General features: G+C 57.6%; 20 protein-coding genes. 14 read left to right on the top strand and 6 right to left on the bottom strand.

Features of this window, described 5'->3' with window-relative positions; translation table 11 throughout:
* The first annotated feature begins 79 nt into the window (after positions 1–79).
* From G5287_RS14390 to G5287_RS14370, 5 genes are read left to right on the top strand one after another with little or no spacing between them, the layout of a single operon-like run.
* The gene (locus G5287_RS14390) at positions 80–1,699 is read left to right on the top strand and encodes an HAD-IIIC family phosphatase (RefSeq protein ID WP_421173044.1); all 1,620 of its coding nucleotides are present in this window, start codon (positions 80–82) and stop codon (positions 1,697–1,699) included.
* The gene (locus tag G5287_RS14385) at positions 1,692–1,925 is read left to right on the top strand and encodes an acyl carrier protein (protein WP_227340795.1); all 234 of its coding nucleotides are present in this window, start codon (positions 1,692–1,694) and stop codon (positions 1,923–1,925) included. Before G5287_RS14390 ends, G5287_RS14385 begins: the two co-directional genes overlap by 8 nt.
* Entirely contained in the window at positions 1,922–2,677 is a 756-nt protein-coding gene (locus G5287_RS14380; RefSeq protein ID WP_408082949.1) for an AAC(3) family N-acetyltransferase, read from the top strand. Before G5287_RS14385 ends, G5287_RS14380 begins: the two co-directional genes overlap by 4 nt.
* Positions 2,674–3,078, top strand: coding sequence for a VOC family protein (locus tag G5287_RS14375; protein ID WP_005346679.1), 405 nt, complete (start codon positions 2,674–2,676; stop codon positions 3,076–3,078). The genes G5287_RS14380 and G5287_RS14375 overlap by 4 nt, the downstream gene beginning before the upstream one ends.
* Positions 3,075–4,436, top strand: a complete 1,362-nt coding sequence (locus tag G5287_RS14370; RefSeq protein ID WP_227340793.1) for a DUF4910 domain-containing protein — start codon at positions 3,075–3,077, stop codon at positions 4,434–4,436. The genes G5287_RS14375 and G5287_RS14370 overlap by 4 nt, the downstream gene beginning before the upstream one ends.
* Here the strand turns inward: G5287_RS14370 and G5287_RS14365 are convergent.
* The 6 genes from G5287_RS14365 to pseF are packed head-to-tail and all read right to left on the bottom strand — an operon-like array spanning position 4,418 to position 9,703.
* Entirely contained in the window at positions 4,418–5,164 is a 747-nt protein-coding gene (locus G5287_RS14365; protein ID WP_005306746.1) for a crotonobetainyl-CoA--carnitine CoA-transferase, read from the bottom strand. The genes G5287_RS14370 and G5287_RS14365 overlap by 19 nt on opposite strands.
* Complete coding sequence (locus tag G5287_RS14360; RefSeq protein ID WP_010635733.1) at positions 5,164–5,424, bottom strand: hypothetical protein; 261 nt, start codon at positions 5,422–5,424, stop codon at positions 5,164–5,166. The genes G5287_RS14365 and G5287_RS14360 overlap by 1 nt, the downstream gene beginning before the upstream one ends.
* The gene (locus tag G5287_RS14355) at positions 5,421–6,716 is read right to left on the bottom strand and encodes a motility associated factor glycosyltransferase family protein (protein ID WP_227340792.1); all 1,296 of its coding nucleotides are present in this window, start codon (positions 6,714–6,716) and stop codon (positions 5,421–5,423) included. The genes G5287_RS14360 and G5287_RS14355 overlap by 4 nt, the downstream gene beginning before the upstream one ends.
* Positions 6,709–7,755: a pseudaminic acid synthase gene (gene pseI / locus G5287_RS14350; protein WP_227340791.1), complete on the bottom strand. Its 1,047-nt coding sequence runs from the start codon at positions 7,753–7,755 to the stop codon at positions 6,709–6,711. The genes G5287_RS14355 and pseI overlap by 8 nt, the downstream gene beginning before the upstream one ends.
* Positions 7,756–7,761: 6 nt before the next feature.
* Positions 7,762–9,018, bottom strand: a complete 1,257-nt coding sequence (pseG, locus tag G5287_RS14345; RefSeq protein ID WP_227340790.1) for a UDP-2,4-diacetamido-2,4,6-trideoxy-beta-L-altropyranose hydrolase — start codon at positions 9,016–9,018, stop codon at positions 7,762–7,764.
* Positions 9,008–9,703, bottom strand: a complete 696-nt coding sequence (gene pseF, locus G5287_RS14340) for a pseudaminic acid cytidylyltransferase (protein WP_227340789.1) — start codon at positions 9,701–9,703, stop codon at positions 9,008–9,010. Before pseF ends, pseG begins: the two co-directional genes overlap by 11 nt.
* Positions 9,704–9,876: 173 nt before the next feature.
* Between pseF and G5287_RS14335 the strand changes: the two genes are divergently transcribed.
* The 9 genes from G5287_RS14335 to G5287_RS14295 all read left to right on the top strand — a co-directional run bounded on the left by G5287_RS14335 (position 9,877) and on the right by G5287_RS14295 (position 19,776).
* Entirely contained in the window at positions 9,877–10,413 is a 537-nt protein-coding gene (locus G5287_RS14335) for a GNAT family N-acetyltransferase (RefSeq protein ID WP_227340788.1), read from the top strand.
* Positions 10,410–10,643, top strand: a complete 234-nt coding sequence (locus G5287_RS14330) for an acyl carrier protein (RefSeq protein ID WP_144715547.1) — start codon at positions 10,410–10,412, stop codon at positions 10,641–10,643. Before G5287_RS14335 ends, G5287_RS14330 begins: the two co-directional genes overlap by 4 nt.
* On the top strand, positions 10,643–11,392 hold the full coding sequence (locus tag G5287_RS14325) for an SDR family NAD(P)-dependent oxidoreductase (RefSeq protein WP_227340787.1): 750 nt from the start codon (positions 10,643–10,645) through the stop codon (positions 11,390–11,392). The genes G5287_RS14330 and G5287_RS14325 overlap by 1 nt, the downstream gene beginning before the upstream one ends.
* The gene (locus tag G5287_RS14320) at positions 11,389–12,747 is read left to right on the top strand and encodes an AMP-binding protein (protein WP_421231489.1); all 1,359 of its coding nucleotides are present in this window, start codon (positions 11,389–11,391) and stop codon (positions 12,745–12,747) included. The genes G5287_RS14325 and G5287_RS14320 overlap by 4 nt, the downstream gene beginning before the upstream one ends.
* A complete protein-coding gene (locus tag G5287_RS14315) occupies positions 12,744–13,799 on the top strand; it encodes an acyl-protein synthetase (RefSeq protein WP_323912157.1) in 1,056 nt (351 codons plus the stop codon). Before G5287_RS14320 ends, G5287_RS14315 begins: the two co-directional genes overlap by 4 nt.
* On the top strand, positions 13,778–14,983 hold the full coding sequence (locus G5287_RS14310) for an acyl-CoA reductase (RefSeq protein WP_421223459.1): 1,206 nt from the start codon (positions 13,778–13,780) through the stop codon (positions 14,981–14,983). The genes G5287_RS14315 and G5287_RS14310 overlap by 22 nt, the downstream gene beginning before the upstream one ends.
* A gap of 169 nt (positions 14,984–15,152) precedes the next feature.
* Positions 15,153–16,124, top strand: coding sequence for a glycosyltransferase family 2 protein (locus G5287_RS14305; RefSeq protein ID WP_421173049.1), 972 nt, complete (start codon positions 15,153–15,155; stop codon positions 16,122–16,124).
* Positions 16,121–17,302, top strand: a complete 1,182-nt coding sequence (gene glf / locus G5287_RS14300) for a UDP-galactopyranose mutase (RefSeq protein ID WP_227340782.1) — start codon at positions 16,121–16,123, stop codon at positions 17,300–17,302. Before G5287_RS14305 ends, glf begins: the two co-directional genes overlap by 4 nt.
* Before the next feature lie 113 nt (positions 17,303–17,415).
* A complete protein-coding gene (locus G5287_RS14295) occupies positions 17,416–19,776 on the top strand; it encodes an HAD family hydrolase (RefSeq protein WP_421223461.1) in 2,361 nt (786 codons plus the stop codon).
* Positions 19,777–19,791: the final 15 nt, after the last annotated feature.

Genomic DNA, 19,791 nt, shown 5'->3' with positions numbered 1-19,791 from the left:
AATCGGATGGGGATGACTCTGTTCATCTCCATTCCCTAACAGTATGATATAGAAGTATTTAATCCTTTCAGGTGCATATATGGCCACCCTTTCCCTGGCATCCACCGCATTTCTCATGCCCGGTAATGTGGCATGGGCTCCTTTGGCCCGACATGCACAGTTGCAATTTTGCCCTCAAGGTCAATGGCAGCCGATGGCCGCTTGTGACGGACATCTGGTGCTCTGGTTTTGGGAGCAACTGCTGACCGACAGCGAATGCCAGCATTGGTACACCTTGGCTGAACCCGCATTGTCCGAGACCATCGACACCTGGTTGGAAGCATTGCTCTCGCCACTGCGGGGGCTCCCTCATCTTTATCTTGGTGCCTGTTCACTGCAAGGCGGTGGTGTGAGTAGCGCTCTTCATCCCTGGATGATGCAGCTGGATGTCTGCTTTACCCGAGCGCTTGCACGTCACCACATTAGGGATTTGGGGCTGGGTCGCTGGCTCTCTGAGCAGGGGCGAGCCCATTGTGTGGACGAGCGTAATCGTTACCTTCTTTCTTGTCCTCTCTCGATGCACGGCTTGACCAGCCTTGCCGACTGGATTGCCGCGCGTTGGATGCTTGATCAGGCGCCAATACGCAAGGTGCTGGTGCTCGATTGTGACAATACCCTGTGGGGGGGGGTAGTGGGTGAAGAGGGGTTGACTGGCCTTTACCTTGGTCAGGACGGTCTCGGCAAACTCTATCAGTCGTTTCAGGATGCGGCGCTCTACTGGTATCAGCGCGGCGTGTTGTTGGCATTGTGCTCTAAAAACGAGCCTGCAGATGTTTGGCTGGTGTTTGAGCAGCATGGCGCCATGAGACTCAAAAGGCGAAATATTGCAGCATCTGCCATTGGTTGGGGCTCTAAATCTCAAGGTTTGCGACATATTGCTGCCAGCCTCAATCTGGGGCTTGAGGCCTTGGTCTTCTGGGATGATTCCCCCCTGGAAAGGGCTGAAGTTCGCCATGCCCTGCCACAAGTCGATGTCATTGAACCACCAGCAGATATTTGGGCATGGCCTACAACCTTGCTCACTTATGGGGGGTTCTCGCGCATATTCAGTGGTGATGATGCTCTTCGTCAAGCCTCCTATCTGGCATTGGCAGACGCCGCCCGGTTACGTAGCGAGGTTGGCAGTGAACAACATTTTCTCGCCTCCTTGTCGTTGCGTGCGGCGATACAGCCGTTGGCGGTGGATAACCTTGCTCGTGCCGAGCAGATCATCCATAAAACCAACCAGTTTAATCTCTCCTGTCTGCGATATGAGGCGAGCGAGCTCAAACGGCTGGCGCAGTCTGGCTGGTGCTGGCTAGTGTCGTTGCAGGATCGCTTTGCCGATCATGGCTTGGTTGGCTTGGTGCTGATCATAAACATCACGCCCAAACTGGCATTGCTCGATACGCTGGCTCTGAGTTGCAGAGTGTTGTCCAGAGGACTCGAATATTGGTTACTGGATAGCGTCTCGGCTGCATTGCGCGAGGCGGGGATCGAGCGTCTGGTTATTGGCTCGAATCGTTGTGCACGTAATGAACCTGCGCTGACATGGTTGGCATCCCTGCCGTTGACCCCCTGTGATAATCCGGATCCCGCCCGTTTTTCCCATGAGCATTACCATAGTCTGGCGCTCGAACAGCTGAATTTGCCTTTTTTGGAGTTTTATCACCATGACTGATCTCTTCACTTTGTTGGAACAGCAGTTTCCTTCTGCAACCGTCACGCGAGGCGACTATCAGTTGGGACTTGGGGCCTTTCCGGAATGGGATTCGCTTGGTCATTTCAATTTTCTGCTGCTGGTTGAGCAGACGTTCTCGGTACGCTTCGAGCCTGAAGAGCTGGCGAAGATGAAGCAACTTCAGGACATTCGTGATGCGCTGTTGCGGCGTGGTCTTGTGCTGTGATTGAAGCTCTCTCTCATGTTCTTGGCTCCCTTGGGATCGCACGAGGGAGCGCTATCATGGTTCACACTGACGCCATGGCTGTGGCCCAGTTTCCTGGACGGGGCAATGAAGCCGGCATGCATGCTTTTTGGTTGGGGATGCAGGAGTGGCTTGGAAACGAGGGCACTCTGCTGGTGCCAACATTCACGTATAGCCTGACTCGCCAGAGCTGTTTCGACAGGGCGACATCCCCCAGTGAAGTCGGGTTGATGACGGAGCAGTTTCGCACTCTGCCAGGGGTTGCGCGGACCCGCGATCCCATCTTCAGCGTTGCGGTATGGGGCGCGGGGCGTGACCAGGTGGTTGCAGCAGGGGGTCATGACTGCTTTGGTGAAGAGAGCCCCTTCGCCTGGTTGGCGGCTCACGATGGCTGGATTGCCGGTTTTGCCTGTCATCCCGATCGCATTACCTTCACCCACTATGTCGAGCAGCAACTAGGTGTCGATTATCGCTTTATGAAACGCTTTGAGGGTGATGTCCGCGAGCAGGGAATGGTGCGCCCCTGGCATTGTGACTACTTTGTGCGAAGACTCGATCTGGCCAGCGAGATAGATCTTTCCCGTCTGGTTGAAGCCCTTAAAAATCAGGACAAATGGCACCAGGGGTTATTTGGCCGTTTACCAGTCTGGGCCGTTCGCTGCGCCGACTTTGCCGCGGTGGCAAAAGAGCTGATCGCTGTCCATCCCCATGCGCTTATCAGGGAGGGGAGATGAAACTGCACCATATTGGACTGGTGGTGGCCGAACTGGATCTTGGCGTACGTTATTGTTGCGAGACCCTCGGGCTTTCCCGCTTTAGCGAGCCGGTGCTCGATCCGTTGCAGCGGGTGCATATCTGTTTTGCCTATGATGATGCGGGGATTTGCTATGAACTGATTGCACCTGCCAGTGATGATAGCCCCGTCAGTCAGGCGCTACGAACCCGTCATAACCTGCTCAATCATCTGGCCTATGAGGTGGCAGACCTGGCAATGGCTGCCGAAAAACTGCGGGCCCAGCGTCATCTTCCCCTCGGGCCCAGCCAGCCAGCCATCGCGTTTGGCGGCGCCCACGTCCAGTTTTTCCTGAGCCCCCTTGGCCACATTGTCGAATTGATCGAGGCACCCACCCCATGAGTTTTTCACCCAAGAGCGGCTATCTGCCCACCGACTGGGACGACCAGGCACAAGTCGGTGAACAGCTGCATCGGCTGCTCACCCTGCTGTTTCCGCTCAATCGCAGCCTGACCGGGGACGGGGTTCGGCAGTCGCTGGCCCTGTGGCGCGAGCACTGCCTGCCCGAGCTGCGGATCCATGAAGTGGCCAGCGGCACCGAGTGCTTCGACTGGACAGTGCCTGACGAGTGGAACGTGCGGGAAGCCTACATAGTGGGGCCGGATGGACGCAGAGTGGTGGACTTCCAGGATCACAACCTGCATCTGGTCGGTTACTCGGAGCCGGTGCGCTGCACCCTCTCGCTTGCCGAGCTGCAGCCCCATCTCCACTCTCTGCCCGAGCAGCCGGATGCCATTCCCTATGTGACCTCCTACTACAAGCGCCGCTGGGGCTTCTGTCTGCCCCATCGGCTGCGTGAAGCGCTGCCGGAGGGAGAATATCAGGTGGTGATCGATGCCACCCTGGCCCCGGGCTCGCTCACCTATGGTGACTGGGTGCTGCCGGGGGAGAGCGAGCAGGAGATCCTGCTGTCGAGCTACACCTGCCACCCCTCCATGGCCAACAACGAGCTCTCCGGCCCCTGTGTCGGTGTATTCCTGATGGCCTGGCTTGCGTCACTGCCCACACGTCGCTACAGCTACCGGCTGATGCTGGTGCCTGAAACCCTGGGGGCCATCGTCTATCTCTCCCGTCATCTGGACCAGCTCAAGCAGCGCACCTTGGCCGGCTTCAACCTGACCTGTCTTGGCGATGACCGCAGCTACTCCTTCCTGCCCTCACGCCAGGGCAACACGTTGGCGGATCGCATCGGTCGCCATGTGCTGGGTCATCTGGCGCCGGGCTACAAGGCTTACAGCTTCCTGGAGCGGGGATCCAACGAGCGGCAGCTGTGCGCGCCCGGCATCGATCTGCCGGTCACTTCTGTGATGCGCAGTCGATACGGCTGTTATGCCGAGTACCACACCTCGCTCGATGACCTCTCGCTGGTGACGTCGGCCGGTCTGGCCGGCGGCTTCATGGCGCTGCGCCGTGCCATCGAGTGTCTGGAGCTGGACGAGCGCTGCGAGGTCACTGTGCTGGGCGAACCCCAGCTCGGCAAGCGGGGGCTCTACCCGGATTTGTCGACCCGCTATTCGGGCTGGCAAGTGAGGGAGATGATGAATCTGCTGGCCTACAGCGACGGCAAGCTGACCCTGTTCGAGATCGCCGAGACCATAGGGGCGCCGTTCTGGCGGGTGGAGCCGCTGGCGCGGATGCTGCTGGAGGCCGGGCTGCTGCGTCGTCTCAGCCCGCAACCGGACTACTCGATCACCAGATAGGCTGGTCCCGGGTTGTGCGGGGTGCGACGGATGGCGTAGCGATCCAGCCCCAGCACCTCCTTGAGGGCCAGAGTCTCCCCCGGAAAGGCGGGCCAGTTGAGCTCATCGAATGCCAGCACCGACCCCTTGGTCAGGTGCGGCTTGATGAGCTCGAGGCAGCGGCGGGTCGGCTCGTAGAGATCAAAGTCAAAATAGGCCAGCGCTATCATTGTTTCCGGCTGACGAGCCAGATAGGCCGGCAGCGTCTCGGTCACATCCCCCTTCACCAGCTCATGCTTGACGATATGGTCCAGCGGGCTTTCCGCCTCATGGGCGGCGAGCAGTTGGGCCAGATGCTGCTCATAGCCCGGCGTCACCCCGTAGGCACCGGGCTGGATTGCGGCATCACTGCCATCTTGCGGAGCGTGGGAAGGGAAGCCGCTGAAGGTATCGAATCCCACCAACTTGCGGTTGTAGTTGTAGGGCTCATACATGCCGCGAAACGAGGAGAAAAGCGCCAGGTTCTGACCCCAGCGGGTACCGAAATCCATGATGACGCCGTGGACCGGCACGATCTTCTGATACAGCTCGTGCATGAACAGGATGCGGGAGAGCGACTGGCGCTTGAGGTAGAGGCCCAGGTTGTTCTGCAGCTCGGCCGCGGGCAGCGGGCTGGCGTGCAGCAACTCGCTGAAGGTCTGGCGGCGTGACAGCTCCTGCTCGGAGGCGTTGGAAATGGCCTTGATCATCAGTGGTCTCCTGTGGTGGTGTCGCCGGCCGGGGTCGACAGGCAGTGCACCACTTCATATTCGAGGTAATCGGCCAGCCCCAGCCAGTCCTGGCGCTCCTGGCACTGCAGCAGTGCGGCTACCAGTCCGGGTGGCAGGTTGCCCTGCTCGGTGAGCACCTCTTGCAGCAGTTCCGGCAATGCCTGACTCGCTGCAACCGACTGCCCCAGCCGAAACTGGTGCGCCAGGGCGGTGAGGCGGGTGATCTGGCCGTTTTTCATTGCACGTACTCCGGGTGATAGCGGCAGCCGGCGATTTCCGCCCCTTCCCGGCTGCAGTTCCAGAACTGCACATCGGTGTGGCGCGCTATGTAGCGCTCGAGCTCGGTGCGGTAGGCGGAAAAGTTTGGATTGGTCTTGACCCGCCGGCCATGGCCGTCGAGGGCCCAGCTGAGGGCCAGCGCGGCGCTGGGGCCGAGCGCACCGTCGGCCCAGCCCGAGTGGGTGAGCTCGCCGGGAAAGGCGAAGTCAGTGCCCAGCAGGATGACCTGGCGGCAACCCATCTGCACGGCGAGATCCACGGCGGGATGAATGACGCTGCCGCCCGAGTGCAGCACGCCCTTGGGGATCGTCTGTCGCAGCTGCTGATACATGGGGCTGCGGGAGTAGGCGGTCATGCGTGGCCCCTGCCAGGCCAGCAGGGCTGCCGTGGGAACCGTGGGGTAATAGACCAGGGTGGTCTGGGCCGACTGGGCGGCGGGCAGCCGGTTGCCGTGGATGGCGTCATCGATGGTGACGACGATGTCGGGCCGGATACCGTGGCTGAGCAAAAACGCCAGCGCGGTATCGACGCTAATCAGAAGATAGTCCTGCCGACGGCGCTGCAACTGGGCCTGCAGGGTGGCCAGGTTGTGCTGCAGGGTTGGGCCACTCGCCACGATCAGCGCCTGCTTGCCCTGAGCCAGACCGAACAGGGAGGCCACATCGCCGTCGCCGGCCAGCAGATCGCGGTTTTCCGCCAGCCGCCGGGTGATGTCGGGGTGCTCGGCGTCGAACCTGGCCCGGGCGAACGGCAAATCGATTTCACTCACCAGCCGGTCGCGGATGCGGGCGGCAGCATCTTCCACCAGCAGCAGCTCGGGCGGCAGGGCGAAGAAGGGCAGCCGCACCTCCCCTTCGTCGCCGGCCATCATCAGCTCGACCCTGGGGTCCGTCAGCCAGTCCTGCTGGTCTAGCAGCCGCAGTACAAGGGCAAACAGGGCGCCATTCATGATCTTCACTTCCAGCCGCTTGAGGCTACTGCGCCCCAGCAGGGTGCGCGGCAGATCGCCGAGCCCGGTGCCGTAGAGGTGCAGCACCGGCTGCTCGGGCAGGCTGGCGGCCTGCAGCTCGGCTTCCTTCACCCGGTCGTGCCGGCTGGTGAGCTGTATGCCGTGGAGGCTTAGGGTGGAGCCGAGACCTTCGGTCAGCTCGGCCGGCAGGCTTTCAACGTCCTGTGCCAGCAAGCGGGGCCAGAGGGCGGGCCAGCGCTGGCTGATGAGCCTACCGTGCTGGTTGAAGAGATCATCACTCATCGTTGTCTATCCACTCCCAGCTCAGCGGTTGATTGGCACTCAGGCTGCGGTTGACCCGCTTGCCGATGAGCCGATCGTAATCGGCCGGGGGCAGGCCGAGGGCGGGGCGCACCGACTTGATATGCGCTGCGGTGAGCTGCTCGCCGGCGGCCATCTCCTTGACCAGATAGAGGGAGCGGCGAAATGCACGGTTACCCTGTTCACTGGCGGTGAGCTGGTAGTCAGCCACCCCAAGGGCGGCATGGGCGGTATTGACCGAGGCCACCAGCTCGGTGAGCTCGGCCGGTTCCATGGAGAAGGCGCAATCCGGTCCGCCGTCGGCGCGGGCCAGGGTGAAGTGTTTCTCGATGAGGGTCGCCCCGAGCGCGGTGGCGGCGATGGCGGTGGCAGAGCCGAGGGTGTGATCGGAGAGCCCCACCTCGACCCCGAAGCGCTGGCGCAACATGGGGATGGTACGCAGGTTGTACTCGGCTGCCGGCGCCGGATAGCCGCTGACACAGTGCAGCAGGGCCAGCTGGCCGTTGCCATGCTTGAGCGCCATCTCGACCGCGGCGGAGATCTCGGCCTCGTTCGCCATGCCGGTGGACATGATAAGCGGCTTGCCGGTCTGGGCGGCGTAGCGAATCAGGGGAAGATCCACCAGCTCGAAGGAGGCGATCTTGTAGGCAGGACAGTCAAGTGATTCAAGCAAGTCCACCGCACTGAAGTCGAACGGACTGCTAAAGACCGTTAGGCCCAGCTCGCGCCCCTTGGCAAACAGCGCCTGGTGCCACTCCCACGGGGTATGTGCCCACTCATAAAGATCGTAGAGGCTGTGGCCATCCCACAAACCGCCATGGATCTGAAATTCCGGTCGATCACTTTTGAGGGTTATGGTATCCGGGCGGTAGGTTTGCAGCTTGACGGCGCTGGCACCCGCTGCTTTGGCGGCGGTCATGATGGCCAGGGCGCGGTCCAGATTGCCATTGTGGTTGGCCGACAGTTCGGCAATCACATAGGGGGCCTGTTCCTGGTTGATGGGGCGATGATCGATCTGCATCTGTGTTCAGATTCCTGTGCCAAGTTGCCAGCCTTGCGGCGCCGGCTGCCAGGGGGCAGGGGGCGCTATCTGCGGTGGCTCGGCAAGATAGAGGGGAAATTGGGAGAAAATTGTCTGCAAGCGATGTGCCAGCTCTTGCCACTCCGCTGGTTGAAGTGGCCGGGCGGCCTGCCATGTCAGATGCTGACCGTCCAGAGTCAGGGTGAGCAGCAGTTGGTCATCATGGCGTAGTTGCCACTGTTGGCCATCTGGCAACAGTTGATAATCGGATTGTGGTAGCAGCCAGGCGGTGAGCCGATCCAGCCCCAGCCCATCCACCTGTTGCTGGCCGTGGCAGCGATAGTCATCTGCTTGCAATTCAAGTCGTTGCAGGGCTTGCAGCAGCAGCTCAGGCTCGGCCAGCTCGCTCAGAGTCAGCCGCTCGGCCAACTGGAAGCGGGCGATCACCTGGTCGTTGAACTGCTGATTGTCGACGATGGGCACCGCCAGGGTCGGCATGCCGAGACAGGCTCGCTCCCAGGTCATGCCGCCCGCAGCGCCAATGGCGAAGTCGTGTCGGCTCATCAGGTCGGCCATCTGGTCGCTCTGACGCAGCAAGGTGAGCGGCAGATCGGGCAGTTCGGCAACCCTTTGTTGCAGCTCGGGCCAGAAAGGATTGGCCCCACCGGCTACCAGAGTCCAGCTGACGGTTTTAGCCCATGGCAGTCGAGCCAGCGTATTGAGGGTGATGAGGCAGGCTCCGGCCGGATCGGCACCACCAAAGCAGATGAGGCCATGTCGCCACCGGCTGGCCTTTTGGCGTGCTAGCTGGCGATAGGCAGGGCGCAGCAGGGCATAGTCGGTGCCCAGCAGCAGCCGACAGTCGGCAGGGACGAGTGACTGGTAATCGGCTGTGCTGCGCTGTGGCCCCTGATCCAGCAGCAACTGACCATGATGAGGGCGATCGGCCAGATCGTCGATCACCAGCAACTGACCACAGTGACTTGCCAGTGTCTGCTCGATTTGCCGATCAATCTGGTAGTGATCACACACCAGCCACTCCGGGCGCAAGGTGGGCAAGGGGCCTGCATCGTCCAGATCACAGAGAGCGTGATGCTGGTGGGAGTGCAGCAGTGGCAACAGGTGCATAGGTAGCTGATGGCAGAGGAAGTGGCACTCGGCGCCAGCCGTTTTCAGCCGATCGGCGATGGCCAGACAGCGCATCAGATGACCCAGCCCAATCTCGGTGCCGGCGTCGAGCCGGAAGGCAACCTTAAACGTCATCTTGGGCCAGCACTTGATAGAGCAGTTCGGCCAGGTGCCAATCTTCCGGCGTGTCGATGTCGACCACCCTGTGTCTTGGCAGAATATGGCCAATCCCTTCTCCCCCTACCGGGCTGATCCCTCCCAGCCAGGCCGCACGGCTGCCCCAGTAGAACTGGCCGGCATCCTGATAGGCAGGCTCCAGATCCTGAGAGCGTTTCGCCATCTGCTCCGGCCAGAAGGGGGTGACCCGGCCCTGCTCGTCCATGCGCACGGCGCGCTGAATAGGGAAGCCAAACTCGGCCACGGTATAGACAAAGGGAGCATTACTTGCGATCAGTCGCTGATGGGCGGCCTTCAAGTCATCGGCTTGAATAAGCGGGACCGTGGCATAGATGCAGCAGTAGTGCTCTGCTTGGATGCCGAGCTGGTCGAGCCGCTGGATGGTGTCGATCACCACAGGGGTGGTACCTGTGTGATCATCGGCGAGGTTGGCTGGCCGCAGAAATGGTACTTCCGCGCCCAGTTGACGAGCAACTTCGGCAATCTCCTCATCATCGGTGGAGACCACCACCTTGTTGAAACAGCCTGATTGTTGCGCTGCTTGGATGGCATAGGCGAGCATGGGCTGGCCACAAAAGGGGCGGATATTCTTGCGTGGAATGCGTTTGCTGCCACCCCGGGCCGGGATAATGGCGATGGCCATGATGGGTTCTCTCTGCTGGATTAATGACTGGCCAAAGCCAGGATAATCGATGACAACTCTTTGATTATTTTTGATATTATACTGGTTTTTCTGCTTGTATTATCGATTTTTGCTACGGAATGGCGGCCGTGTGGTCGATAAGAGAGACAGGTCATGGAAGTCATGGAAACTGTATGGCGTTGAAGATGAGTTATGGCGTTGAGCTACGCCCGATAGCGCCGTGGGATCTTCCCGCTTTGCGGCGTTGGCGCAATCAGGATGAGGTGCGAATGCAGATGGTATCCCAGACGCGTATTTCGCCACGGCAACAGCGCCAATGGTTCACCGCCACCCGTGAGCGGCGGGATCAGCAGCACTGGGTGCTCTGGTGCAAAGACGTGCGAGCGGGCTACGTCAATCTTAAAGGTGAGTCTCAGGGCGAGCTGCTGGGTCAGGCGATCGCCGATGCGGGACTCTATCTGGGCAACTCAACCGTGCGGCATCCCATGCTGGCTGTCGCTGCTGCCTTATCTCAGCTTGATCAGGGTTTTGATGAGTTGCACATCGGTTGTATCCGCACCCTGGTTCGGGAGAACAATCGCTCTGCCCTGCGCTTGAATGAACAACTGGGTTATAGCCAGATAAGACAAGAGAACGGATTTTTTGCATTGGAACTGCTGCCGGCGAATTACTATGCCGCCCGTGAGCGGCTACGGAGATTTTTCAGATGACAATCGCATTGGAACAGGTTTTTGCCGAGGCGCTGGGTCTCGATATCGGTAGCGTCAGCGATGAGCTGGCCTACAACAGTATCCCGCAGTGGGATTCTGTCGCCCACATGGGGCTGATTGCCCAGTTGGAGGATAACTACGGCGTGCTGCTCGACACCGATGACATTATCGACATGAGTTCGGTCGGCAAGGCGCGCGAGATCCTGGCCAAGTACGGGGTCGCTTTCTGATGCTGGGGCTGTTGCAGGGCAAGCGGGTGTTGATCACCGGTGCCGGGCGTGGCATCGGTCTTGCCATCGCCCGCCAGTTTGCCTCTCAGGGGGCTGAACTGTGGCTGGGAGGCCGTGATGAGGTGACCATGAGCCAGCTGGTGACCGCGATTGGTACCGAGTTTGGCGTGCCTTGCCAGCCTCTCTGTTTTGATGTGGCTGATCCGTCGGCGGTCAAGCAGGCTTTTCAGCAGCTGTTTGCTCAGACTCGTCAGCTGGACGTGTTGGTCAACAATGCCGGCATGCTGGAAGAGGCGTTATTGGGAATGGCGAACCAGACCCATCTGCAAAAGACATTCAGCAACAATACCTTTAGCGTGATCTACTGCAGCCAGTATGCCGCCCGCATGATGCAGCGCAGTGGTGGCGGTAGCATCATCAATCTCGCCTCCCTGATGGGGCTGGTGGGGGCAGCCGGGCTCAGTTGCTATGCCGGCAGCAAGGCGGCGGTGATCGGTATTACCCAGTCACTGGCCAAGGAGCTGGCTGCCAGCCAGATCCGTGTCAATGCCATTGCTCCCGGTTTTATTGATACCGATATGGCGCATGCCATCCCGCAAGAGAAGTTTGCCGAGCGGGTGGCCAGCATCGCCATGGGACGGATTGGCACGCCAGATGAAGTGGCCAAAGTGGCCCTGTTTCTCGCGTCCGACTTGTCGAGCTATGTGACCGGGCAGGTGATTGGGGTCGATGGGGGGATGGTGATTTGAACCGGCCTGATTTGCTGACCCATCTGGTTGACGACAATGACGAGCCCGCCTGGCGAGACCCGCAAGAGGGGTGGCTCAGTTATGGTGAGCTGGCTCGGCGTGTGGCGCAGTTGGCCACCACCTATCCTGCTGGCCGCCATTTGGTCTACCTGCCATTTGTGACGTCTACCCTGCATCTGCTGCACTACTTGCTGGCCCTGCGTGATGGCCACGCCATCATGCTGGCCGATCCTGCACAGGATGCCCGGTTGCACAGTGAACAGTGCCAGCGCTTTGGTGTTAGTCTGCGGGTATTAGAGGATGGGGCAGTTGCGCATCTTGGCGATGCGCCCTCGCTTCACCCTGAGCTGGCCATGTTGCTGCCGACATCGGGCAGTACCGGCTCCTGCAAATGGGTGCGATTGTCGCGAACCAATCTTGATGCCAATGCCGCGGCCATCGCCGAATATCTGGCGCTGAACGGGCGTGAGCGAGCCATCACCTCGTTGCCACTTTTTTACTCCTTTGGTATGTCGGTACTTAACAGCCATCTTTTGGTTGGCGCCTCGCTGGTTTCATGCACTGCCAGTCCCCTTGAGCGCCAATTCTGGGATGAGGTCAATCGCCATCAGGTCACCAGTGTGGCGGGGGTACCCTTTACCTTTCAGATGCTAAACCGCTTGCGTTTTGACTGGGCGCGTTATCCCAGTCTGATGACACTGACCCAGGCTGGAGGACGACTTGAGCCGGCACTGGCAAAACAGTTTGCTGAGCAGGCCGCTGCACTGGGACGCCGTTTTTTCGTGATGTATGGCCAGACCGAAGCGGCACCGCGCATCGCCTGGTTGGCGCACGATGAAGTGATGATTGTCCCGGATGCCATCGGCCGTGCCGTACCGGGCGGGTGCCTCTCTCTGCGTCATGAGCCCGGCTTTCCTGACGGGGAGGGGGAGCTGGTCTACGAAGGGCCAAACGTGATGCTTGGCTATGCCGAGCGCCCTGAAGATCTGGCGCGTGGGCGTGATATGGATGCGCTCTTTACCGGAGATCTGGCTCGTTGTGATGAGGCGGGCCGCTTCTATCTGACCGGGCGACTCAACCGTTTCCTGAAGCTGTTTGGCAAACGGGTGAGCTTGGCTGAAGTGGAAACCTGGTTGCAGGGGAGGGGCTATTCCTGCGCCGCGACCGGCTGCGATGATCGCCTGCTGGTAGCCATCGAGGCAGACGCGTGCCCCTGTGACGCACTACAGCTGGAGGTGGCCCGCTGGCTGATGGTGCCACCATCAAGCGTGCGTATCTACCAACATCATTTGCCACGACGCAGCAATATGAAGATTGATTATCCGGCCCTGTTAACAGAGCTGGAGCAGCTATGAACAGGCTGTTTGATGCGCCGGTTTTCGGGCTGTCCCAACAGGAAAAAAGTGGGCTGCTCCTTGCTCGTCTGAATAAATTGACGCAGTGCCATGGGCAGGGGTGCCCAGCCTTTGCCAATATTCTGACGGCGTTTGGCTGGGGTCAGGCCTCGACCTATCAAGAGCTTCCCTATCTGGCCGCTCGCCTGTTCAAATTGGCCCAATGGCAGAGTGTGCCGCAAGAAGAAGTGTTCAAGGTGCTCACCTCCTCTGGCACTACCGGAACGCCGTCACGGATCGTGCTGGACAGGGAGACCGCCGCGTTGCAGAGCAAGGTGCTGGTGAAGATCCTGCAAGAGTTCGTCGGCAAGCAACGGCTGCCTATGCTGCTGGTGGAGCAACCCGCCCTGATTCAAAACCGCAGCGGTTTTTCCGCTCGGGGAGCCGGTGCGCTGGGGCTCTCCTTCCTTGGCCGTGACCATACCTATGCCCTCGATGAGCAGATGCGGCCCAACTGGCCTGTCATCGAGGCGTTTTGTGACAAATATGCGGGCCAGCCGGTCCTGCTGTTCGGCTTCACCTTCATGGTCTGGCAATGTTTGCTGGAGCCGCTGCGTGAGCGAGGTCTGCAACTGCCGTTGACGCACGGCACGCTTTTTCACAGCGGTGGCTGGAAAAAACTGCAACACCTCGCGGTGGATAATCCGGCTTTCAAGCAACGTTGCCATGAACAGCTGGGGCTGAGTCGGGTGCACAACTTCTATGGCATGGTGGAGCAGGTGGGGTCGGTATTTGTCGAGTGTGAGCATGGCCATCTTCATGCTCCCCTCTTTGCCGATCTGCTGGTGCGGGATCCGCTGACTCATCGACCGCTCGGGGTCGGCCAACCCGGCTTGCTGCAGGTGATCTCTGCCATTCCCCAAAGTTATCCTGGCCACAGCCTGCTGACCGAGGATCTCGGCGTGCTGCTGGGGGAGGATGATTGCCCCTGCGGCCGTCGTGGCCGTTATTTCCATGTATCAGGACGTCAGCAAGGCGCCGAGGTGAGGGGATGCAGCGACACTTTCCAGTGAGCCGATCAGATGTAGAAGATGCCATCTGGCAAGCGGGGCCAGAAGTCGCTTTCGTAGCTCCCGTCAGCGGTTGGCAAGGTTTTGTCATTCGCCCGTTGCCAAGCTTTGCGCCCGTCATCTGCGACTTTGTGGCTGCGCTCTCTGCACGTCTGCTGAAGGAGGGGCGAGAGAACCCTGATCTGGCCGCCTTTGGCTTTTTGTTGCGGCCGCGCCAGATTGAGGTACAGCGCAAACGCATGGCAGGGCGTGCACCCTTGGGGATGGTTTTTCATCTGGTCCCCTCCAACGTGCCGACCGTCGCGTTCTACTCCTGGATCATGGCGCTGCTGATGGGCAATGGGTCCGTGGTACGTCTCTCATCGCGCATCGACCCGGTGCAAGAGGCCATGCTGGCCATCCTGAACGAGCTCTTCTCCCTGCCCGAGTGGCAAGAGATTGCCTCCCGTACCCGTTTTATCCGCTATGACCACGACGAGGGCATCACCGCCTGGCTGTCGGCCCGGTGTCGGCTTCGCATTATCTGGGGAGGTGATGAAACCATCAGCCGGGTACGGGCTATTCCGCTCTCACCCCGCGCTCAGGAAATCGTGTTTCCGGATCGCCGCTCCATGGCGGTGTTGGATAGCCAATGGCTCGCCAACCTGGATGCTGCTGCGTGGCGGCAAGTGGTCGCGGCTTTGCAACAAGACTTTACCCGTTTCAATCAACAAGCCTGCGCCTCACCCACTACGATTTGCTGGTTGGGCACTCCCGCCAGCACGTTGCGCCGTCGTCTGCTCGAAGGGATCTTCGCCCCATTTGCAGATAATCCCTCCCTGATGATGGAACGCCTTATCAATAGTCAACAAAATGCCGCCCATGATGGCCAGATGCAGCTGGACACCTTTTCTGGCGTCACCTTATTGACTCCCACCGCCTCTTTGCGGCTTGCACACATCGGAGGAGGTACAGTCGCCGAATTTGTTGCCGATAACCTTGATGAGTTGCTGCTACAGCCTTGGGATATGCAGACCTGTGTCTGGGCTGGCCCGGATAAAACGCAGCTTGAGCATGCGCTCCTGGTATCGCCAGGTTGTCGTATCGATAGGGTGGCAAGTCCGGGACAGGCGCTGGCATTCGAATGGCTCTGGGACGGCATCGACATGCTAGCCGCCTGTAGCCGTCGGCTTGCCCGCATTGAATAGTGGATGCCAGGTCACATAAATCAAGTCATATCAATCAATTAGCTTGGTCAGGCACAGCTCTTGCAGTAATTATTGTGATGAAGGGCAGGAAAGGTTGACAGAGACCGTGCGGTAGCCTTGTCCATTTTCTTTGTTTTGCTTCTTTTTTACTCAAACCCTGGGTTTCCTTATGAAAATCAGCATACTGGTGCCGGTATACAACCTCGGGCGCTTCATTGAACCTTGCCTGCTTAGCCTGCTGGAACAAAAAACGGATTTCGAATTCGAGGTGATCGCCATTGATGACGGCTCGAGCGATGACTCCTGGGCCATTATGCAGCGGTTGGCGTCACAGTGGCCTCGGCTACGGGCACTACAGAACGCGCAAAATATGGGGTTGGCTAAAACCCAGAAACGCTTGTTGAGAGAGGCGAACGGCGAATATATCGCCTATGTCGACGGGGATGATCTGGCCCTGCCGGGCAAGCTGCAGCGTCAGGCCGATTATCTGGACGCGCATTCCGGTTGCACCCTTTGCTACCACGAAGCGGAGATGTTTGATGATGAGACCGATGCACGGATCAAGCTCTTCACCCGCGATTATTACAATGCTCGCTATCTCGAACTAGTGATGACGCGGGAGGCATTAATCCGCTTCGGGGTGTTCGTCAATGCCAGTTCCATTATGTTTCGCCGTTATGAAGGGATGGAGAACGCCATCGATGAGGGGTGCAAGATCATCCTCGATTATCCCTGGCATATCTTGAACCTCTCCCACAATCCGGGGACGCTGGATTTTATCCCCGAATTATTGGGCCGCTATCGCTTCCATACCCAGAGCTTTGGCGGGCAAACCCGCAAATCGGCTGAACGTCGTGAACAGTCGCTGCGCGATTTGCTGCGTGCCTGTGACAATGCGGCGGCATTCGGTGCTGATCCCGTGATCATTGCTCAGGGGCGTGCCCATCACTACTACTCTGCCGCGCTCTACTTTTTGCGGCAGGATGATGTCGTGCGCTTCACTCAGCTTATCGAGCAGTCGGTCGATGCTGTGGCAAGGTTAGCCCCGGGTTGGTTCTTCGACGAACGACATCAGTTGGCATGGGCAGAGCGGGCCCATCCCGCGCGTGTCATGCAGCAACTGTTTGGAGATAGAGCGTGAGCTATCAGGCGATCGTCATCGGCGCTGGGCTTTCGGGTGCCGTCATGGCTGAACGAATGGCCAGCCAGCTTGGCTGGAAGGTGCTGGTGCTGGAACAGCGCGATCATATCGGTGGCAACTGCTTCGACGCGTATGACGAGCACGGCGTGCTGATCCATCGTTATGGGCCACACCTGTTCCATACCGACAAGCAGGAAGTCTGGGATTACCTGTCGCAGTTCACCGAGTGGTTGTCTTATGAGCATCGCGTGCTGTCACGGATAGATGGTCAGTTGGTGCCCATCCCGTTCAACCTGACCAGCATTGAACGCTGCTTTCCGGCGGAGAAGGCAGCGGCCATGATTGAGGCCCTTCAGGCCAGATTTGGTGAGGGGGCCAGAGTGCCCATCATGGCACTGCGGCAGGAAGCTGAGCCTCTGCTGGCTGAGCTGGCCCAGTTCATCTATGAGCGAGCCTTCGTCAACTACACCAGCAAGCAGTGGGGTGTATCGCCAGAGCAGGTCTCGCCCGAGGTCACTGCGCGCGTGCCGGTTGTCGTCAATCGTGATGACCGTTACTTTATTGATCCCTGGCAGGCGGTGCCCGCGCAGGGTTATACCGCCATGTTCGAGCGCATCTTGGCGAACCCCTTGATTGAGGTGAGGCTATCCATTCCCATGGGGTCCCGCGTCTGTCTGGATTGGCAACAGAAACGGATACTGCTGGATGGCGTGCCCTTTGCCGGGCCCTTGGTCTATACGGGGATGCTGGATCAGCTGATGCCGGCGGGGCACGACGGCTTGCCGTACCGTTCACTGCGCTTTGAGCACTGTCATCTGCCGCAAGCTCAATTTCAGCCGGTGACCACGGTCAATTATCCGAATGAAGAGGCCTATACCCGCATCACTGAATTCAAGCATCTGACGGGGCAGCAACATCCCGGCACCAGCATCGTTTATGAATACCCCTGCACCTATGTGGCCGGGCAGGGGCTGGAGCCTTACTACCCGCTGTTTACCGATGCAGCCAAACAGCATTATCAGACTTGCCGCGATGAATTGGCCGAGTTCCCGCAACTGATTGCTTTGGGCCGCCTTGCCGAGTATCGCTATTTCGATATGGATGATGCAGTGGATAACGCGCTGAACAATTTCTCTCGATTGGTTTCCGATGCCTGTTTTGCCGTTTTAAATAAGTAATGAATATAATCTATTGCAGAGATAGATATTTTCATTCCGCAAAAGTATTCGAGTTTTTGAGTGTGAATGTTTTTTATGTGATTTCTTTTATTTTGATGCATGTGTAGGTATATATGAGTCATTATGCGGTGATGTCTCCCGAGTTGCGTGATTTACTAGAAAATAGCCAGTTTCTAACTGCTCTTGATCAGTATCTTTGCATTGATAAAATAACACATATTTCATTGGATGTTTTTGATACATTATTGCGTCGTGCATGTGATGAACCCTCGTGGGTTTTTGAGGAAGCAGCGAGACGGTTGCTAAATAGAGGTCTTAATCTGCCAATAGAGGCAGAAGATTATAGATTTTGCCGCCTCGAGGCTGAAGCTCGTGCTCGCAAACTAATTTCAGGTGAAGAAATTAGTTTTGACGATATTTTTGAACAGCTGCCTTTTAGTGATGAAATTAAGGCGGTGCTTAAAGTTGAAGAGCTGAAAGTAGAACGAGAAGTTCTTTATCCAGACCCGATTATTCAAGAAGTTTTGGTACGTGCACAACGTAAAAATAAACTGATTGTTTTTATTTCCGACATGTATTTGCCAGAAGTTTTTTTGCGCGACTGTATTTCAGAAAAATGCCCTGAAATTTCTTATAATTATCTGTTTGTTTCATCAAGTGTTGGGTTGACCAAGCAGAGTGGCGCTCTCTTTAGCCATGTAATTACTCAGATAAAGCTGAAACCAGAGCAAGTTTTGCATATCGGTGACAATCCCAGGGCTGATGTGCAGTCGGCACGGCAACATGGTTTGGCTTCATTGCATTTTGATATCCCAGAGAATCTGTCTGAGGTGTTGGAAAACGAGAAAGTTTATCGGGTAAATGTGCCATCGACCATGCAACATGCCAGGAAGCTGGCCGTCCTGTCGATGCCACAACAGCTTTCCGAGGAGGAGCAATTTTTCTACACATATGGCGCCTTCATCCTTGGACCCGTCCTGACGGCATTTGCCAAGTGGGTTCTGCAGTCAGCCAAACGACTGCAGGTAAAAAACATTTTGTCGCTGATGCGAGAGGGCGGGATCTTTGCTGCCTGTATCAACCGCCAGGTCGATTTTCAATCACAGCAGTACCCAGATATACGCTGTCAGACCTGTTATGCCTCACGCAAGGCAACCTATTTGCCCGCGATAGATGATAGCCAAGTGGAAGAGGCTGTTTCCCAGACCTTGATGCGCCGCAATTACACCGTTCGTGACTTTTTCAATGAATTTGGTGTTCAGGATGTCAGGTTGGCATCCTTTCTTGACACGCCACTGGCGCTTTTGGATCAAATTGCCATCGATGGGCAAGATGGTCTGCAACTGATGGCTGAAGTGTTTGAGCAAAATATCGAGCAGATCAAGAGCAGTATTCAGCAAAGCAGGCTGGACATGCGAGATTATTTTGTTGGCTTGACGGGAGATGCTCCCTATCTGCTAGTCGACTTGGGTGGCGGTGGGACGATTCCCTCTCAAATTAGCAAGGCCATGTTGCAACAGCCAATGAGCAGTCTGTTGCTCTACTGTAACCATAGAGGCAGCAAAAACTCCGTTATCACGCCGATCAGTGCCTTTATTCCGGTGCGTAACGATACCATAAAGGGGATCAAGAAGATTGCCCGTTCACCAGAGATTTTTGAAATTGTTCTCGTTGGTTTGGAAGGGAGCACACTGGGGTATCGGCGCACAGCGGAAGGGAAAGTTGTGCCGCGACAGGCAGAGGTTCGCTACAGTGTCCAGCATCAGCAAAATATCCGGAGTTTTGAGGCTGGAGTTAATGCCTATCAGTTATGGGACCAGTCGCTGGGCATCGCCGAATCCGATTTGAGTGAGCGCATCTCTTTTTTACGCATGATGGAGCGTCTGGTCGAGTGTCCGGTATCGAGCGAGGTGCACTATCTTGGTAATCTGGTTCATGAAGACAACTTTGGCTCGGAGCGTAGTTACAAGGTTATTAATTCCTCCGGGTTGGCGCGGATCCACTCAGAAGGAATAGAAACCTTCTATCGCAAGTTCAGTAAAAACATGTCTTATGGTGAGCGTTGGTTGGCTTGGCCACAAGGTTCCCTGAGTCGGCTGGATCCTGATTTGATGATGGATTTTGTCGGCTTACGCGATGCACGTTATAAGCATGCCCAAGCAATCGATAGACTTCTGGAATTGATGCAAAGTCAACATGCCACCGAAGTCATAGTGTATGGGGCGGGAGAATTCTTTGAGTGTCTGGCACCTGAACTGATTAAAAAAAGCATCCGTATCCGTACCGTGATCGATAAAAAAGCCAACTTTGGACACTACCAAGTGATGGGATATGACGTTATATCATTATCCGAGTGCTCAATTCCATCTGGTTCTGTACTGATTGTCGCGTCCGCCTCCTTTGTGGACGAAATAAAACGAGACATCTTTGCGAATATATCCAGCCAAGATGTGACCATATTGTCATTGAATTGAATTCCAAGGAAACCG

It is taken from the genome of Aeromonas sp. 603079, assembly GCF_049172135.1.
GTDB lineage: Bacteria > Pseudomonadota > Gammaproteobacteria > Enterobacterales > Aeromonadaceae > Aeromonas > Aeromonas veronii.
Note: the sequence above shows the minus strand (reverse complement) of the source record. Positions and strands in the feature narration are given on the sequence as shown.

What these genes read in the sequence shown, in the direction of transcription:
- G5287_RS14390 (WP_421173044.1), top strand. Translation starts at nt 80, where the DNA reads ATGGCCACCCTTTCCCTGGCATCCACCGCATTTCTCATGCCCGGTAAT.
- G5287_RS14385 (WP_227340795.1), top strand. Translation starts at nt 1,692, where the DNA reads ATGACTGATCTCTTCACTTTGTTGGAACAGCAGTTTCCTTCTGCAACC.
- G5287_RS14375 (WP_005346679.1), top strand. Translation starts at nt 2,674, where the DNA reads ATGAAACTGCACCATATTGGACTGGTGGTGGCCGAACTGGATCTTGGC.
- G5287_RS14370 (WP_227340793.1), top strand. Translation starts at nt 3,075, where the DNA reads ATGAGTTTTTCACCCAAGAGCGGCTATCTGCCCACCGACTGGGACGAC.
- G5287_RS14365 (WP_005306746.1), bottom strand. Translation starts at nt 5,164, where the DNA reads ATGATCAAGGCCATTTCCAACGCCTCCGAGCAGGAGCTGTCACGCCGC.
- G5287_RS14360 (WP_010635733.1), bottom strand. Translation starts at nt 5,424, where the DNA reads ATGAAAAACGGCCAGATCACCCGCCTCACCGCCCTGGCGCACCAGTTT.
- G5287_RS14355 (WP_227340792.1), bottom strand. Translation starts at nt 6,716, where the DNA reads ATGAGTGATGATCTCTTCAACCAGCACGGTAGGCTCATCAGCCAGCGC.
- pseI (WP_227340791.1), bottom strand. Translation starts at nt 7,755, where the DNA reads ATGCAGATCGATCATCGCCCCATCAACCAGGAACAGGCCCCCTATGTG.
- pseG (WP_227340790.1), bottom strand. Translation starts at nt 9,018, where the DNA reads ATGACGTTTAAGGTTGCCTTCCGGCTCGACGCCGGCACCGAGATTGGG.
- pseF (WP_227340789.1), bottom strand. Translation starts at nt 9,703, where the DNA reads ATGGCCATCGCCATTATCCCGGCCCGGGGTGGCAGCAAACGCATTCCA.
- G5287_RS14335 (WP_227340788.1), top strand. Translation starts at nt 9,877, where the DNA reads ATGGCGTTGAAGATGAGTTATGGCGTTGAGCTACGCCCGATAGCGCCG.
- G5287_RS14330 (WP_144715547.1), top strand. Translation starts at nt 10,410, where the DNA reads ATGACAATCGCATTGGAACAGGTTTTTGCCGAGGCGCTGGGTCTCGAT.
- G5287_RS14325 (WP_227340787.1), top strand. Translation starts at nt 10,643, where the DNA reads ATGCTGGGGCTGTTGCAGGGCAAGCGGGTGTTGATCACCGGTGCCGGG.
- G5287_RS14315 (WP_323912157.1), top strand. Translation starts at nt 12,744, where the DNA reads ATGAACAGGCTGTTTGATGCGCCGGTTTTCGGGCTGTCCCAACAGGAA.
- G5287_RS14310 (WP_421223459.1), top strand. Translation starts at nt 13,778, where the DNA reads ATGCAGCGACACTTTCCAGTGAGCCGATCAGATGTAGAAGATGCCATC.
- G5287_RS14305 (WP_421173049.1), top strand. Translation starts at nt 15,153, where the DNA reads ATGAAAATCAGCATACTGGTGCCGGTATACAACCTCGGGCGCTTCATT.
- G5287_RS14295 (WP_421223461.1), top strand. Translation starts at nt 17,416, where the DNA reads ATGAGTCATTATGCGGTGATGTCTCCCGAGTTGCGTGATTTACTAGAA.